This window comes from Oceanobacillus damuensis (genome assembly GCF_001618145.1).
GTDB lineage: Bacteria > Bacillota > Bacilli > Bacillales > Amphibacillaceae > Oceanobacillus > Oceanobacillus damuensis.
On the sequence record NZ_LQNF01000010.1, the window covers coordinates 87,303 to 102,638 of the forward strand.

At 40.0% G+C, this 15,336-nt stretch carries 17 protein-coding genes; 8 read left to right on the forward strand and 9 right to left on the reverse strand.

Translation table 11 applies throughout. The features are described from left to right. Nucleotides 1–157: 157 nt before the first annotated feature. Complete coding sequence (locus A4245_RS09460) at nucleotides 158–1,207, forward strand: FUSC family protein (RefSeq protein WP_067727480.1); 1,050 nt, start codon at nucleotides 158–160, stop codon at nucleotides 1,205–1,207. A 70-nt stretch (nucleotides 1,208–1,277) separates the two neighbouring features. On the opposite strand, the gene A4245_RS09465 is transcribed toward A4245_RS09460, so the two are convergent. Beyond that, nucleotides 1,278–2,789, reverse strand: coding sequence for a potassium/proton antiporter (locus A4245_RS09465; protein ID WP_324609855.1), 1,512 nt, complete (start codon nucleotides 2,787–2,789; stop codon nucleotides 1,278–1,280). A gap of 156 nt (nucleotides 2,790–2,945) precedes the next feature. Between A4245_RS09465 and A4245_RS09470 the strand changes: the two genes are divergently transcribed. Together A4245_RS09470 and A4245_RS09475 are read left to right on the forward strand one after the other, a co-directional pair. Then, nucleotides 2,946–3,134: a hypothetical protein gene (locus tag A4245_RS09470; protein ID WP_067727482.1), complete on the forward strand. Its 189-nt coding sequence runs from the start codon at nucleotides 2,946–2,948 to the stop codon at nucleotides 3,132–3,134. Between the two features lie 561 nt (nucleotides 3,135–3,695). After that, nucleotides 3,696–4,196: a spore coat protein gene (locus tag A4245_RS09475; protein ID WP_067727483.1), complete on the forward strand. Its 501-nt coding sequence runs from the start codon at nucleotides 3,696–3,698 to the stop codon at nucleotides 4,194–4,196. Between the two features lie 185 nt (nucleotides 4,197–4,381). Here the strand turns inward: A4245_RS09475 and A4245_RS09480 are convergent, their stop codons facing one another. Together A4245_RS09480 and A4245_RS09485 are read right to left on the reverse strand one after the other, a co-directional pair. Next, nucleotides 4,382–5,515 (reverse strand): zinc-dependent alcohol dehydrogenase, encoded by a 1,134-nt coding sequence (locus A4245_RS09480; RefSeq protein ID WP_067727484.1) that lies wholly within the window; start codon nucleotides 5,513–5,515, stop codon nucleotides 4,382–4,384. Between the two features lie 261 nt (nucleotides 5,516–5,776). Next, nucleotides 5,777–5,977: a hypothetical protein gene (locus A4245_RS09485; protein ID WP_067727485.1), complete on the reverse strand. Its 201-nt coding sequence runs from the start codon at nucleotides 5,975–5,977 to the stop codon at nucleotides 5,777–5,779. A 192-nt stretch (nucleotides 5,978–6,169) separates the two neighbouring features. Here A4245_RS09485 and A4245_RS09490 point away from each other — a divergent pair, with 192 nt between their 5' ends. After that, nucleotides 6,170–7,522: a hydroxysqualene dehydroxylase gene (locus A4245_RS09490; RefSeq protein WP_234402388.1), complete on the forward strand. Its 1,353-nt coding sequence runs from the start codon at nucleotides 6,170–6,172 to the stop codon at nucleotides 7,520–7,522. 124 nt (nucleotides 7,523–7,646) lie between these two features. Here the strand turns inward: A4245_RS09490 and A4245_RS09495 are convergent, their stop codons facing one another. The 4 genes from A4245_RS09495 to A4245_RS20095 all read right to left on the reverse strand — a co-directional run bounded on the left by A4245_RS09495 (nucleotide 7,647) and on the right by A4245_RS20095 (nucleotide 10,696). Beyond that, nucleotides 7,647–8,096 (reverse strand): YndM family protein, encoded by a 450-nt coding sequence (locus tag A4245_RS09495; RefSeq protein WP_199860667.1) that lies wholly within the window; start codon nucleotides 8,094–8,096, stop codon nucleotides 7,647–7,649. Between the two features lie 131 nt (nucleotides 8,097–8,227). After that, nucleotides 8,228–9,697 carry a sodium:solute symporter family protein gene (locus tag A4245_RS09500; RefSeq protein WP_067727488.1) on the reverse strand — a complete coding sequence of 490 codons (1,470 nt, stop codon included), beginning with the start codon at nucleotides 9,695–9,697 and terminating at the stop codon, nucleotides 8,228–8,230. 2 nt (nucleotides 9,698–9,699) lie between these two features. Continuing rightward, nucleotides 9,700–9,882, reverse strand: coding sequence for a hypothetical protein (locus A4245_RS09505; protein ID WP_067727489.1), 183 nt, complete (start codon nucleotides 9,880–9,882; stop codon nucleotides 9,700–9,702). A gap of 679 nt (nucleotides 9,883–10,561) precedes the next feature. Next, nucleotides 10,562–10,696, reverse strand: a complete 135-nt coding sequence (locus tag A4245_RS20095) for a BA3454 family stress response protein (protein ID WP_157087693.1) — start codon at nucleotides 10,694–10,696, stop codon at nucleotides 10,562–10,564. Nucleotides 10,697–10,918: 222 nt separating this feature from the next. Here A4245_RS20095 and A4245_RS09510 point away from each other — a divergent pair, with 222 nt between their 5' ends. Then, nucleotides 10,919–11,776 (forward strand): YtnP family quorum-quenching lactonase, encoded by an 858-nt coding sequence (locus tag A4245_RS09510; protein ID WP_067727490.1) that lies wholly within the window; start codon nucleotides 10,919–10,921, stop codon nucleotides 11,774–11,776. A 93-nt stretch (nucleotides 11,777–11,869) separates the two neighbouring features. On the opposite strand, the gene A4245_RS09515 is transcribed toward A4245_RS09510, so the two are convergent. After that, a complete protein-coding gene (locus A4245_RS09515; RefSeq protein ID WP_067727491.1) occupies nucleotides 11,870–12,190 on the reverse strand; it encodes a PepSY domain-containing protein in 321 nt (106 codons plus the stop codon). A gap of 257 nt (nucleotides 12,191–12,447) precedes the next feature. Between A4245_RS09515 and A4245_RS09520 the strand changes: the two genes are divergently transcribed. Beyond that, complete coding sequence (locus A4245_RS09520; RefSeq protein ID WP_067727492.1) at nucleotides 12,448–13,512, forward strand: M42 family metallopeptidase; 1,065 nt, start codon at nucleotides 12,448–12,450, stop codon at nucleotides 13,510–13,512. A gap of 51 nt (nucleotides 13,513–13,563) precedes the next feature. Beyond that, on the forward strand, nucleotides 13,564–14,064 hold the full coding sequence (locus A4245_RS09525) for a DUF84 family protein (RefSeq protein WP_067727493.1): 501 nt from the start codon (nucleotides 13,564–13,566) through the stop codon (nucleotides 14,062–14,064). Between the two features lie 102 nt (nucleotides 14,065–14,166). Here A4245_RS09525 and A4245_RS09530 read toward each other — a convergent pair whose 3' ends face one another. Beyond that, nucleotides 14,167–14,607 (reverse strand): YtoQ family protein, encoded by a 441-nt coding sequence (locus tag A4245_RS09530; protein ID WP_067727494.1) that lies wholly within the window; start codon nucleotides 14,605–14,607, stop codon nucleotides 14,167–14,169. Nucleotides 14,608–14,771: 164 nt separating this feature from the next. Here A4245_RS09530 and A4245_RS09535 point away from each other — a divergent pair, with 164 nt between their 5' ends. Next, nucleotides 14,772–15,284, forward strand: a complete 513-nt coding sequence (locus tag A4245_RS09535) for a hypothetical protein (protein WP_067727495.1) — start codon at nucleotides 14,772–14,774, stop codon at nucleotides 15,282–15,284. Nucleotides 15,285–15,336: the final 52 nt, after the last annotated feature.

The window sequence follows — 15,336 nt, forward strand, 5'->3', positions numbered from 1 at the left end:
ACAAACAAAAACGTGGAAAACCCTGTAATGCAACGCCAAGCTGAATGCATAACAGGGTTTTTCTATTCGACAAAATTCGGGAAGTGACAGGCACCGTTTTGGGAGTGACAGTTGGAGTATTAAGGGGTATACTACTGCTAGTGAGGTGCAGAAAAAAATGGAATTTAATATTGGGCCGCGGATGGTGAAGACCGGTCTTGCGGTTGCTTTAACTTTAATAATCACTGGTATGGTAGGGCTTGAGCTGGAGCTCGTAGCAGCAATTGCTGCGGTACTTGCCATGCAGCCTTCGATAATGCGATCGTTCAACTATATTAAAGAAGTTGTGATTTCCAATGGAGTAGGGTTGATTTTTGCATTACTCGGTATCGTTTTGGTCGGAAATAATCCGATCTCTGTAGGTGCAGTAGTGATTATCTCCATTGCCATCAACATCAGTCTCGGTTTAAATAAAACCGTCAGTTTAACCGTTCTTACGATTGTTACAATGATGCTTGCAAGTGACGGTGGGATCAATACAATCTATATTATTGAAAGACTATCACTTGTTGCTATTGGGGTCTTATCAGCTTTTATCGTCAATGTTCTCGTCTATCCACCTGACCATCAGAAAATCCTCTTTGGCATGATCAAGAAAGCAAGTGAGAAAACCAATTTCCTTCTTCGGGTTATACCGAACAAAACAATGAGTGTTCCTTTGATGAAAGGTGAAGACAGGGAAATTGAAAAATTGATCAATAAAGCAAGAGATTATTTTGAAATAATTTCAGATGAAAGAACAAGTTTATTTATCCGAAACAGAAACGAATTTTTAAGGAATATCGTTATTTACAAACATATGATTCGAGTACTGCGGAAAAAGCACACATTGATTCAGCAATTGGAAAAAAACCTTCAAAATATCGAGATAATTTCAAGCGGAAAATCACATTTGATCAAAAAGCTTGTAAGTGAGATGAATACGTACAGCGAAAATGTACTGTTAATGTATGAAGATAAAATCGTTTTGGACAGTGACCTTCAGAAAGAAACAAAGAATGCCATGCGAATTACAATCAATAATCTGATTGAGGCGCTTCAAGGATCTGATTTTGAAAAGTGGACATTCGTTTTCCCGATTGCAAACAGTATTATCGAATTATTTTACGAGCTGGATAAACTCGAAAGATTCGTCCGAATGAAAGAATTACGAGATAAGAAAAATTAGGTGCCTGTCACTCCCCGAATTTTGTCGAAAAATATTATTGACCCTGTGAAATAAAATTCACAGGGCTTCATTATTCATTCAGAATTTCTTCAAGTCGGTCCACATCTTTTTCAGGGGCAAGAATATAGAGCAAGTCACCCTCCATTATTTTAATATCACCATTTGGTGACAGTGTTTCCCCGTCTCTAAGGATAAAAGTGATATTTGCATTCGGGGGCAATCCAAGATCTTTAATTTTCTCTCCGACTACAAAAGAATTTTCGTCAATAATTATTTCAACGATTTCCAAATTGTTCTTCCCGATAGATAACAGTTCCATGTGATTAATCTGTGTAGTCCTTCCGGGTTTTACAAGGCCCAGCTTATCTGCAAGTAATGATATTGTGGTTCCTTGAAGCAAGGTTGAGGTCAAGACGACAAAGAAAATGACATTGAAAAACAACTGACTGTGTTCAAGACCGGATAACATAGGGAAAAGAGCCAATACAATGGGAACAGCTCCACGCAGTCCTGCCCATGAAATCAACAATTTTTCCCTGATATTGAAATCCATGCCAACTACAGAGATAAAGGATGCGATTGGACGAGCGACAAACATTAAAATAAATGACAGCAGTAGGGCTTTCCACATTATTTCCCACTGGAACAAATCGCTAGGTATGACAAACAGCCCTAAAGTGATAAATAGCACAATTTGAGCAATCCAGCTGAATCCTTCATTAAATTGTAAGATGGCGTTTCGTTGTTTCAGACCAGTATTTCCTATGTAAATCGCTGCAGCGTAAACAGCTAATAATCCACTCGCATTGACTAAAGTAGCGCCACTGTAAGCGAGAAACGCAAACGCAAGTGCATGCAGCGGATAAAGCCCGCTGGAATTCAATGTTATACGGTGTAATGCCTTGCTTCCAAACCAGCCAATGAGCAAGCCAATCAAAAGACCTCCACCCATATTCCATAGGAAGCTTCCAATCAATCCTAAAACCCCACTATTTTTCATCTCAACAAAGGAAATTAATGTAACGGTAAGGAAAACTGCCATTGGATCATTCGCACCAGACTCGGCTTCAAGTGTTGCCTCCAAACGATCATTAATATTCTTGCCTTGCATCATGGCAAAAACTGCCGCAGCATCTGTTGAGCCGGCAAGTGCCCCCATTAACAATGCTTCAGGCCAGTTTAGTGTAAATAACAGCTTGGCGGCAATTCCAAGAATGAAAGAAGTGATGGTTACACCAAGTGTTGCAAGTGATATAGAAGGAATCGCCACTGGTTTAATGGATTTCCAATTTGTTTTTATACCACCATCGAATAAAATGATGACTAATGCCATCATTCCGATCAGCTGTGCCATTTCAGCATCATAAAATGCAAATATATTCAGACCATCGTTGCCAATAACCATTCCCAGTGCGATGAAAAAGAGTAGGGAAGGAGTGTTCACTTTCGATGTGAACTTTGTTCCAAGTATGCTTAAAATAAGTATTACTGAAAATATAAGTATTATTAAATTTGAATCAATAAGTTCCGGTATCATATAAGACCCCCGTTCTAAGCGGTTTGTAGCAAGTTTGTTTGTCATCTATACCCTCAAAAGACAACGATGACACTTAGGAAGAGCATCTCATGGGTTGATGAAGATTCAAAACGTCTGCAGTGTTCAAAAAACCGTATTTCGTATAGATCTTTTAAAGAATGACAAAAATATAGATAACAACCAGGAAGGGGGACAATAGCCTTGAATTTTTATTTATCCCATTCAGAGATTGAAAATTTACGTTACATTATTGGCCAGCATGAACGAATTGCCAATCAATTGGAAAGCCTTGCGTACACATCCGTCAAACCGGATGTTCGTGAAAAACTGCTTTCAGACGCCGAAAGAGCAAAACTTGCCCAACAGCAGCTTTTAACTTTTTATAATTAACTCACTTTGACAACAATAATATAAGTTAAACACTTAACTTGGTTAAAATAGAATGGCATTAATAATCGCTTTACTTCGCAGTTTGTGTAAACTATAAAGTAATTAAACATAATTCCGGTGATATGTGCATCAGTTACCGTCCGGGATCGCTCTGGGCGGATGCTTTCCGCGGGCACGGCCTCAGCTTCCTCGAGAAAACAACTCTGCGGGGTCTTCGGACACGTGCTGTTCCCGCAGGACAAGGAACGCTCCGTCAGCATCTGCATCGCACGAAGAAAATTGGTTTATATTTTCGAGCGGTCGCCGAAGTATCTCGCTTCCATTATCCGTGCCAACGTTCTAACACAAATAGTAGTGACGTCGCATTTTATATCAAATCCGATGATAAAAATGCCGCAAAACGAACAAAAAAAACCTTGCATCCCATACTGCCTTGCGTAAGCCTTCAGTTCTTGCCAAGTCTTATTTGTCAATTCATTTTGCAAAAGTTAACTCATTAAGTATCCAATTATTCTTCCCTTGAATATAGTGAAATTGTCTAGACTATAAAGGAGGAGAACAATGAATAATTCAGATGAACGCCAGCCTAATCATTTAGCATGGCATGAAACACTTGAAGTACATGAGCTTGTAGCCTTTCAGTCGATAGGTTTAATGAAATTGAAAATGTTCATTGGAGAAGTAAAGGACGCTGAATTGAGAAAAATTTATGAACATACGATTAAAGGATTGGAGAATAATTTAGAGGAACTGCTTCGTTTTTATTCACTGGCCCCCCGTTCAGAAGAGGAAGCTGAAAGAGATATGGATACCGGCTTTTTCGCAGGGGACTTACTCGCTTTTGCGAAAACAGCCGTACGTAATTATGCGATTGCAATTACGGAGACAGCCACACCTGCATTGAGAGAAACATTAAACAAACAGCTTCAGGCTGCAATTCGCACCCATGAAATGATTTTTAACTATATGTATAGAAAAAGTTTGTATCCATCTTATGATCTGGAGAAGTTACTTCAAAATGATATACGACTTGCAAGCAAAGCGATCAAACTTCGGTACTGATTGGAAAACGTTGAATGGATAATTATGAGGAGGCTCCGTATTTGAGGAGCCTCCTTGAAATTGCATCCGCATTTTCTAACAAGGATGTAGCACTTTGCGAAGCTTCCATTGTCCTCTTTAGTTTTGATCTGTTTGACCATAAGAGACGTTTAGTCATCCTTCCAACTGTACGCAATATTACTCCATCATGGTTTCAAAATTACTTTTACACAATCATCCTTACGAGCATTAAAAATGTCATAAGCATGTTCAGCCTGGTCCAAGGAAAGCGTGTGGGTTATGATGTCAGTAGGATCAATCTTTTCATTTTTAATTTGTTCGTAAATTTCTTTCATATAGCTCCGTGCTGGGGCTTGGCCGGTTTTCAAAGTGATATTGCGTGTAAAAAATGCTCCTAATGGAAACATATTATAAAGCCCGCCATATACACCGGTTATTTGTACGACCCCGCCTTTTTTCACTGCTTTTGTGGAAATCTGGATTGGGCCTAATGTTCCACCCTGAAGCTTCAGCTTTTGTTCAACAAATTCAAGTGGTGATTTTTTCCCGTCCATTCCAACACAATCAATGACGACATCAGCTCCACCTTTTGTCAGTTCCTTCAGTGTTTCGCCCATGTCATCATATTTAGTGAAATCATAAACTTCTGTGCGGTTAATATTTTTTGCGTGATTTAAACGATAATCAAAATAATCAACAGCAATAACTCTTTCTGCACCTTTTTGCCAGGCAAATTTTTGAGTCATTAAGCCAACCGGGCCACAGCCAAGTACAATCACAGTGTCTCCTTCCTTGACACCTGCGTTTTCTACACTCCAGTATGCTGTAGGAAGGACGTCTGATAGAAAAAGGAGCTTTTCGTCCTCCAGTTCGCAATCCTCAGGAATAAGAAAAGGAGTGTAATTTCCAAATGGGACACGGAGATATTCCGCCTGACCACCAGGATAGTCACCGAATTTTTCCGAATACCCGAAGAAACCACCCGAATCATAATGCGGGTTGGCATTATCGCACTGACTTTCCAAGTGATTAGTGCAATAGGGACAAGTTCCACAGGCGACAGTAAAAGGAATTACAACCCTGTCACCTTTTTTTACTTTCGTCACTTCTGGTCCAGCTTCCTCGACGATTCCCATGGGCTCATGCCCAATTACATAGTTAATCGGAAGAGGAAAATTACCCTGGTATAAATGGAGGTCTGATCCGCAGATGGCTGTCGATGTCACTTTTATGATTACGTCCTGTGAATCCTGAATGGTTGGTGGTTTAACATTTTTAACTTCAACCTTATATTTTCCCTGATACGTTACAGCTTTCAATTTTATTCCTCCAAATGGATAAAGTTTTTATTAGCAACTAAGGCATTTGCCGAAAAGGCTTGGCGCATGCCAAGTTTTCTATGTATTCTCCGTGGAAGAAATGCCATACGAGGATGTTCAAAAAGCACGGAAAAAAGACCCAAGGATTTTCTTGGTCAGCTTTCTTTGCATGTATGCAGATACGCACGTATTACGTTGGTTTCCTATTTGCTAAAAAAGCCTGTATCACGCTAACTACGTAATACAGGCTTTTTCAATTTACTAGTTATTGTTGCGGTTGTCGTTATTGTTGTTATTGTTGTTGCGATTTCTGTTGCGGTTGTTGTTATTGTTGTCGTTATCGAGGTTATTGTCGATAAACTCATTCGCAAATTCAACATTATCAACATTATTGTTGTTACGGTTGTTGTTGTTGTTGTTATTGCGATTTCTGTTGCGGTTGTTGTTGTTATTGTTGTCCATGATTTGACCTCCAGGTATTTTTATTTTGCAAAACCGTTTCTTCAAGTGAAGGAGTGGCTTTTACACAGTCTATTTTGTACTGAAATATGAAAAATAATCATGAAAGTTCATTTTTCTTTATAAAAAGTTTAAAAGCATTATGGAAAGGGCAAACATTAAGCAATCAAACCGCATTGGAAAGGGATGTTGTCATTGGATAAATATGACGTTGTAATTGTGGGAGGTGGACTCGCCGGGCTTTCAACTGCACTTGAACTTGCTGATAAACGAAAAAAGGTGCTTTTATTGGAGGCAAATCCTTATCTAGGTGGAAGAACCTCATCATTTAATGATAACGGCATGGAAGTGGAGTCTGGTTTTCATCGGTTAATTGGCTATCATACCGAAATACTGAAAATGCTGGGGAAGGCAGGAGTCAATCCCGACGAAATTTTTACCTGGGAAGAAGACATTGAAATCCGATCTGTAAAGAAAAAAACTTCAGCTGTGTTTGGCGTTGCACCTGTATTCAATCCTTTAAAGACGCTTAAAGGTGTCACAGGGAATAATCGGCAATTATCTCCGAGGGATAAAATTTCTCTTTTGCCTTTTTTCACAAATGGCTTAAAGGATTATGGGAAACACCCGAAGATACTTGATGAAATGACGATTGGAGAATATGCAAAAAAACATGGGGTTACAGAGAATGCATTCCATTTCATTATCGAGTCCTTCAGCTCGGGGCTTTATTTCCTTTCTCCTGAACGATACTCTGCCTATGTATTTTTTGGATTAATTGCACCTGGAATTCCGAAGAGCTATAAAATGCGCATCGGAGCTTTTCTTGGCGGCATGACAGATATAATGTGCAATCCTGTTGCACGGGCAATTGAGCGCAAGGGAGGAGAAGTCAGGACAGGTGTTAAGGTAAAAGAATTATGTATTGACGAAACGGGTTCGGTGACAGGCGTGAAGACAGAAGAAGGAGAGCAGATAAATGGAAATCATGTCGTCTTGGCGACCACATTGTTTTCGGCAAAGCAAATCCTTCTACCGGAGTTCGGAGATCATTCTTGGTTCGAACCCATGTTTAAGCTGCCAGTTATGCCTGCAGTGACGTTTCAGATGGAGCTCACGAAACGGGCACTTCCAAAGGACAGGACTACGTTTGGGCCGGGTACAGTACTGTCGAGTTTTTCAGAACAGTCAAGAACAACATTCCGACATGCCTATGGGAGACTATCCATTATTTTATCTGAACCGGAACAATTTCTTGATATGACTCCAGAGCAGACCTTGAAGATTGTACTTGAAGATACAAAGAGATTGGGAATGGATCTGGATGATCATGTTTTTGACTACCGCCAGATTAATCATCACTTTGACTTTCATTCTTTAGAACCTGGTAATAACTGGCTGCGGCCGGAACAAGATACCCCTGTAACTGGCCTTGTCCTTGCAGGAGATTATACAATGCAGCCTTATTTTGCAACGATGGAAGGAGCTGTTGTTTCCGGAAAGAAAGCAGCTGAAGCAATTCTAAAAAATAAAGTCCAAGTACCCTGAACAATAAAGCGGCAGCCATCAAGAGCTGCCGCTTTATTAATATTAGACGAATAAACCATACAATTACCGAATTTGCATTTTCCCAGTGAGGAGAACCTCTTTAAGGCGCGTCATGAAGAGTTTTCTATTCGTCTTTAGGTGGCTCACCATTCGTTTCTTCCATTTCAGAGCTGAATTCAGTTTGATATTTCCTTGGAAAGTACGCAATTTTGCTTCTTTGGAATTCTTCGTACCTTTCCATCTGATTTTTTAAGTATCTATGGAAAATAACTTCCCCAATGGTTATCAATACGGCAGAGATGAAGGCAGCTGTACCCAATGCAATTGGCCCTTCGAAAAGATTTATGCCTATGAGCCATACTGCTGCCCAAATAAAAGCGAAGTCAGCAATTGATGCCAGCATATTTCCGACTCTTGGCATAATAAATAGATCCCCGAAAAAACCGAGGGCAGTAACGATGACGCTTGTTGCAACTATATTGCCGAATGTGACGCCGAAAAATAATCCAAGGACAATCCATAATACGGCTGTTGTCATCAGAAATTTAATGAATAATGGACCTGCATATTTCATTCTGATTTTCCTTCCTTTCCAAAAATGGATATTGTTTCTATATCGTAACCATTTTTTCTTCTGACCATTCATGAAAAAAAGATCCCTTCTGTAAAACAGAAAGGGATCTGAAGAGAATGATGATAATAGTTTTATTTAGCTGTCTTCAGTGCTTCTTTTATATCGGTCAAAAATTCATTTGCTTTATCTTCAGGCGCATGTGTCACTAAACTAATACCGATAAAGAGAAATGTGGAAATGAACAGGCCCCAAAGCCCGGATGCAAGACCTAACGGCTTCAGCTGGAAAAATTCCAGCAGTATGACGACAAGCCCCGCAGCAATAACACTGGAAAGTACACCAGCCGAAGTTCCTCTTTTCCAATAAAAGGTTCCCACAATCGCCGGTACCACTACGATAAGGCCAGCTGAGGAAGCGACAGAAAGTACGGCAATTAGATTTAATTCCATTTCAGCAAACAGATATGCCAGAACAGCTATGATTGGAATAACGATTTTACCAATTCGTAGCTGCATCCTGTCTGTTGCATTGTTTTTGATATTACCATACACATCTTTTGCGAAAAGCGATGATAGTGTCAGCAGAATGGAATCAATTGTCGAAACTGCAGCCGCCATAATTCCAACCATTACAATAACGCCGAGCAATGGAGGTACAAGATCGGAAGACAATACCAATGGGGTGGCAAGATCCGCTTTTTCCAGACCAGGGAACATAATGGAAGCTGAGAACCCCCAGATAACTGCGACAATCGTATAAATAAAACCAAAAACAAGGAACCCCATCAGCATCGTCTTTAAGCTTTTCAATGATGCAGGCATATATAGACGCTGGCTTACTTGTGGATTGGAAATACTGAAAAAGAACCATGGAACAGTCAATCCGAGAAACGTCAGGAAGCTAAAAAATCCGTTACCAGGTACCGTCAATAATTCCGGCTGACTCGTTTCAATTCTTTCAAAAAACCCGCTGAATCCTCCAAGTCCATTAATCAGCACAATTACAACGGCTGTGGAACTGACAATCATGAATAAAGACTGCAAAGAGTCTGTCCATGCAACAGACCGTATACCTGCTATATAAGAAAAAACAAGTGCAAGAATCGCAGCTATGAGCACCCCTGTAGTGTAGGGAATGGCATTGTCTGTAACACCCTGAAGCAAGTAGCCGACTCCTGAGAGTTGTACGGCACTGTAAGGGATCAGGAACAGGCAGTTCGAAATTGCGACTGTGACTGCGACTTTTTTATCATCGTATCTGTCACCAAGCATTTCGGAAGGCGTCACATATCCATATTTTTTGCCTGCTACCCAAAAACGAGGACCAAAAAAGGCCACAAGTGAGACCCCCATCAGATAAATCAATTCAAACCCGAGAGCGCCGACACCACCATTATAGGTTAAGCCTGCAAGACCAACGAGCATGAAGGCACTGTATGTAGTTGCACTGTAACTGAGGGCTGAAACAAATCCCCCCAATTTTCTGTCTCCCAGAAAATAGCTCTCCATATTATTCTGTTTGCCTTTTCTTGACAGATATGCAATAAAAAGCGCAATAACAACATATACGGCAATTGCCCACCAAACCAATGTAGAAGTCATGATTATTTACCCCAATCTCTAGTTAAAAAATAGTTAATGACGATCGTCAGCAGTGCAAGTATCGACCATAGCAAAAAACTGCCATACCATTTGGCCGTATCCGTAAAAATGGTGTAGGGAAGGATGTATGCCAGCATGATGACGGCAAGTATCAGTAGTGCGTATTTCCATTCATTCGTTTTCATAAAACGTACCCCCGCGCAGTATTCATTTTATTTTCTTAGACAATTTGCTTTTCGGAAATGAGTCCGAAATAATCAGGAAAAACAAACCTTTATAGAGGATTACATTTTGTGAATAATTTCACAAATGAGATAGTAATTTACAATCGTAATCAAAGGTCTGCATTCCAATAGAAACTGAAAAACAATACAAGAGTTATCATAGCAAATTGCATTAACTTTTGCTATCCTTTTGTAAAGAAAATTTAAAATATATTTTTCATTTAACTAGGGTGTTGGGATTTATCTTATAAATTTTGAGTATTTAAGGAGGGGGTCAACCGACCGAAAATGTCCGATTCGGTTGTGGGGCACATAGGTCATGCTGCTGTTGTGTAAAAAGAATGGGGAGGATGGAGCCCCCCCATTCTTTTATGATGATAGGAGATTTGTTCCGATGTTTCCGGGAACGATAAGTAATACACTTTAAACGAGGCGCAGAAGAAGTGTGCAAAAAAAGGAAGGTAGCTAAGAAAGCAACTTTACGGTTAAAAGCCGACTTGGTTTAACAAATATTTCAAATGTGCTGCTGAATAACAGGGTTTATCATAAATGTATTTAGTCTGTTTTGATGAAATCCTTACCCAAAAAGATAGCGAGTAAAAATAAAAAAGCAGGTATCATTTCTGATGCCCACTTTTTCTTATTCCTTCCATTGCTGTTCAACTTGGGAAATTGCCAGTTGCATCACTTCTTCATCGGATGTGTCTCTGCTTGTAATAACATTGGTTGTGTAAAACTTACCTTCATAATCAACTGTTAAATTAACCTGAATCAATTGTTTCACCTCCTGCTTCTGTTTACCTCAACGGGTTAAAGAGAAAACATATTTGAATTGTATAAATTATATATCAATTCAGCCTGATTATATTCCACTCCTAAAAATTTGTATAGATGATTGTATGTAAATTAATGAAAGCTTAGTACAAAATTAATATTAAGTTTGCGGATTTATCGGTGTTTGGCTACACTTGGAATAAATAGGAAAGGGGATGGGAGCATGGAAAGTTTGAAAGTGGGCAGAGCAAGCCTGACATGGCTCAATGGTGGGGTGACCCATCTTGATGGTGGAGCAATGTTCGGGGTGGTACCTAAGGCATTGTGGGAAAAGAAGTACGCACCAAATGAAAGAAATCAGATTGAATTGCGGACAGACCCGATTTTAATTCAGGTTGACGGGAAAAACTTTTTAATTGATTCTGGAATCGGCAATGATAAATTAACGGATAAGCAATTGCGAAACTTTGGTGTCCTGGAGCAGTCAATGGTGGCTGAGTCCTTGGGGAAAATGGACTTGACCGTTGATGATATTGATGGGGTTCTGATGACACATCTGCATTATGACCATGCCTGCGGATTGACAAAAAAGGTCGAAGAGGATACTTATGAAACAATTTTTAAAAACGCGGTCATATATACATCTGAAGTGGAATGGCATGAAATGCGCAACCCGAATATTCGTTCCGTGAATTCGTACTGGGAAATGAATTGGAAACCTGTTGTCGATCAGGTTAAGACCTTTACCAAGGAGATAGAGATTGTAAAGGGTTTGAGAATGATCCATACAAGTGGGCATAGTGATGGACACTCTATTCTTGTTTTTGAAGATAAGGATGAAACCTTCATCCATATGGCTGATATCATGCCGACACATGCACACCAGAATAAATTATGGGTGCTTGCATATGATGACTATCCAATCAGCTCGGTTCATGAAAAGGAAAAATGGATGGAATTCGGATGCAAAAAAGAGGCTTGGTACACATTCTACCATGATGCCTATTACCGGGCTGTTAAATTGAACGAGGCTGGAGAAACGACGGATCACATTGAAAGAGAAAGATATGAATATAATTGAAAAGAGACTGGCCATTCTTATATGGCCAGTCTCAAATCTTGCAGGAAGTCAAAATACTGCTATTGCTCCCTGCTTAACAGGATTGTTAACCCATTAGTTTAGTGCGGTTTCTTTTGTTTCGATAATACCACCTGTTTCAACATCTACATAAAATTCATATTGCTTATTCTCTCCATCGATATTGCGGGTAATGCCACCGCGATATGCATTATAGAGGAGACCGTTTTTTTCGATTTCTTCCGGTTTCATATAAATCCAGGAACCACTGATCGGTCCTTTTCGTTTAAACATTTCCTTTGCATGATTCAGTGCTTTTTCCGGTGTTATTTTTTGATAATGATTGACTTGCTCTCTTGCCAGATATCCTATAGCAACCCCTAATGCAGCGGCAAGGAGTACGTTTCTTTTGCTCAATATGTCCACCCCTTGAAAAAAGAATAATAGAATGTATATCCATTGTCAGTATACAGGATTGTATTTTAAATTGAAAATCATACATGTGTGCTAAGTGGAAAGTTTTAGATATCTTCAGTTATACTTAACCTAGTAGTCAAAAAACTGGTGAAAATGATACATCGAATTTTGGCTTGCTTTTCATTTTTTACCTAATCTTCTTTTTGAATGCTTACTTGTGCTATTGGATCAGAGACATAAAAATTGGAGGGGATCTAATGAACCAGGAGACACTTGATCTTTTTAAGAATTTGACAGAGCTTCAAGGTGCACCGGGAAACGAACATCTTGTACGTTCTTTTATGAGAAATGAATTGGAAAAATACGCTGATGAAGTAATTCAGGATAATCTTGGCAGTGTATTTGGGGTGAAACGTGGAGACGGCCCAAGAGTCATGGTAGCGGGACATATGGACGAGGTTGGATTTATGGTAACCCAAATCACCGAAAATGGTATGCTGCGCTTCCAAACCCTTGGTGGCTGGTGGAATCAGGTCATGTTGGCACAGCGTGTTCAGGTTATGACAGCGAATGGGCCTGTTATCGGTGTCATCGGTTCCGTCCCACCGCACCTTCTGACAGATGCTCAGCGCAGCAAGCCGATGGAGATCAAAAATATGCTGATTGATATCGGAGCGGATGATCGTGCAGATGCCGAAAAGATTGGAGTGAAACCAGGCGACAGTATTGTCCCGGTAACACCATTCGAACTTATGGCAAACAGCAAAAAAATCCTGGCGAAAGCCTGGGATAATCGTTATGGTTGTGGACTGTCCATTGAATTATTAAAGGAACTGCAAAAAGAATCATTGCCGAATCAACTGTACGCTGGGGCCACTGTACAGGAAGAAGTAGGATTGCGCGGCTCCAAAGTTGCTGCAAATATGATTAAACCGGATATTTTTTATGCACTTGATGCATCCCCTGCAAATGATGCTTCAGGAGATAAAAAAGCATTTGGTCAATTGGGTAAAGGCGCCTTGCTGCGAATTTTTGACCGCACAATGATTACCCACCGCGGAATTCGGGAGTTCGTTCTGGATACTGCAGAATCCAATGATATTCCTTACCAGTACTTTATATCACAGGGTGGTACTGACGCCGGAAGTGTGCATCTATCAAACGAAGGTGTTCCATCAGCAGTAATCGGAATCTGTTCACGTTATATCCATACTTCTGCATCAATCATTCATGTTGATGACTATGCTGCAGCGAAGGAATTGCTTGTAAAACTAGTTAAAACAACAGATAAAAATACAGTTGAACAAATTAAAAAATATTAGGTAATATACATCAGCTGTCTAATGGGGCAGCTGTTTTATGAGGTGAACGGTATGCAAATTGTCATTGGATCTAAAAACCCGACCAAAATACAGGCAGTCAACGATATTTTTCCGGAGGCTGATATTACATCAATGGATGTCGAGTCCGGTGTTTCAGCACAGCCTTTTTCAGATGAAGAGACAAAGCAGGGTGCACTCAACAGAGCGAGGAATAGTATGGGGTCTTTGGAAAATGCAATTGGCATAGGGCTTGAAGGGGGAGTCATGTATGTCGATCATCAATTATATTTATGTAATTGGGGAGCACTTGTCACTCCAGATGGCAGCATTTTCACCGGGAGTGGAGCAAGGATCGTATTGCCAGCAGAAATTGAAGAAGGGCTAAACGATGGGAAAGAACTCGGTGACCTGATGGATGGCTATGCGAAAAAACAGGAGGTTCGTAAAAAAGAAGGTGCGATCGGCATTTTTACGAATGATCTTCTGTCCCGGCAGGAAATGTTTTCCCATGTCGTCAAATTGCTGCGCGGACAGTGGGAATATTGGAACTGATTCTATCGGAAAACATGACGTACGCCTGACCATTTGCGAGAATGCGTGACTTTCTAAAAATAAGCTTGGACGAAAGGTGATCCAAGCTTATTTTGTTTCCCTTTATTCAAATATATATGCAAGTACATCCAACGCCTGATCGATTGTTTCCACTGTGACGTTTGCTTTATTCGTCAATTCCTTCAGAGGGTGAATAAGTGATTCTGGTCTTACAATGATTGTTGGTTTATTCATCGTCATTGCGGCACTTGCATCCATTGCCGTGTTCCATTGCTTGTACTTTTCTCCAAACAATGCAATGACGACATCCGATTTATTCATTAAAACCTGCGTCCGGAAATTATTCACACTTGATGCTGCATCATCTTTAAAAACATCGCCGGGCTGTTCCCCTAAAATGTCCTCTCCAACCTGATCAGAACGATCGTGATTGGTTTGAGGTGCGACAAATTTAAGCGGAAGATTTCTCTCCTTTGCACTCTGATAAATCACATCCCGCCAGTTATCATGGATTTGTCCAGCCAGATAAACAGTCAATTCCATCTAAATCCCTCCAAAAATAAAATAATAGTTCCCACCATCATAGTAAACAATTTTATAAATATTGCAAAGAGAAAGTACATGTTTTATGAGTTCGAGGTTTAAAAAAATAAATTTTCGTTGTATGATAAGGATTGGTAAAAAAGAACCAGTCAGGGGGAAACACGGTGAAATATCCTTTATATATGCTTGCAGGAGCATTGCTTATCGCTTTTTTACTTGCTGGTTGCAGTATGAAATCAGAAGAAAAAGCAATTTCCGAGGCAAATGCAGCTGCTGAACATGTCTTTCACAATGAAACCGAAACAGATACAAACTATAAAATCGACAACAATTCTATCTATATACCAGCACATCTGGAAGTGGAAAGCAGTGATGACAGCAATATTATTTTGGTTAATGGAAGTCAGACGTATATTGTTTTCAATAATCCGATTGAAGCCCCGGTAAGTGAGTTGAATTACAACGCAGCAACTACGGAAGATGCATTGGTACTTGAATCTTTTGCGGATGCAGATAAATTTGGATATATCCGTATCCTTCCAGATGAAGGAGAAGGCTATGAAATGCAGATTGGTGCTGGCGGTGCGAAGATCACAACATTCACTTCTAAAGGGAAAATGGCCGAGGATGCAGAGGAACTAATGAAATTGGCCAAATCGATTGTTAATCAGGATTGAGCAGCTTGAGCGATGCGGTTCAGAGCAATTCAGTGGGGAGCGGTGCAGATGT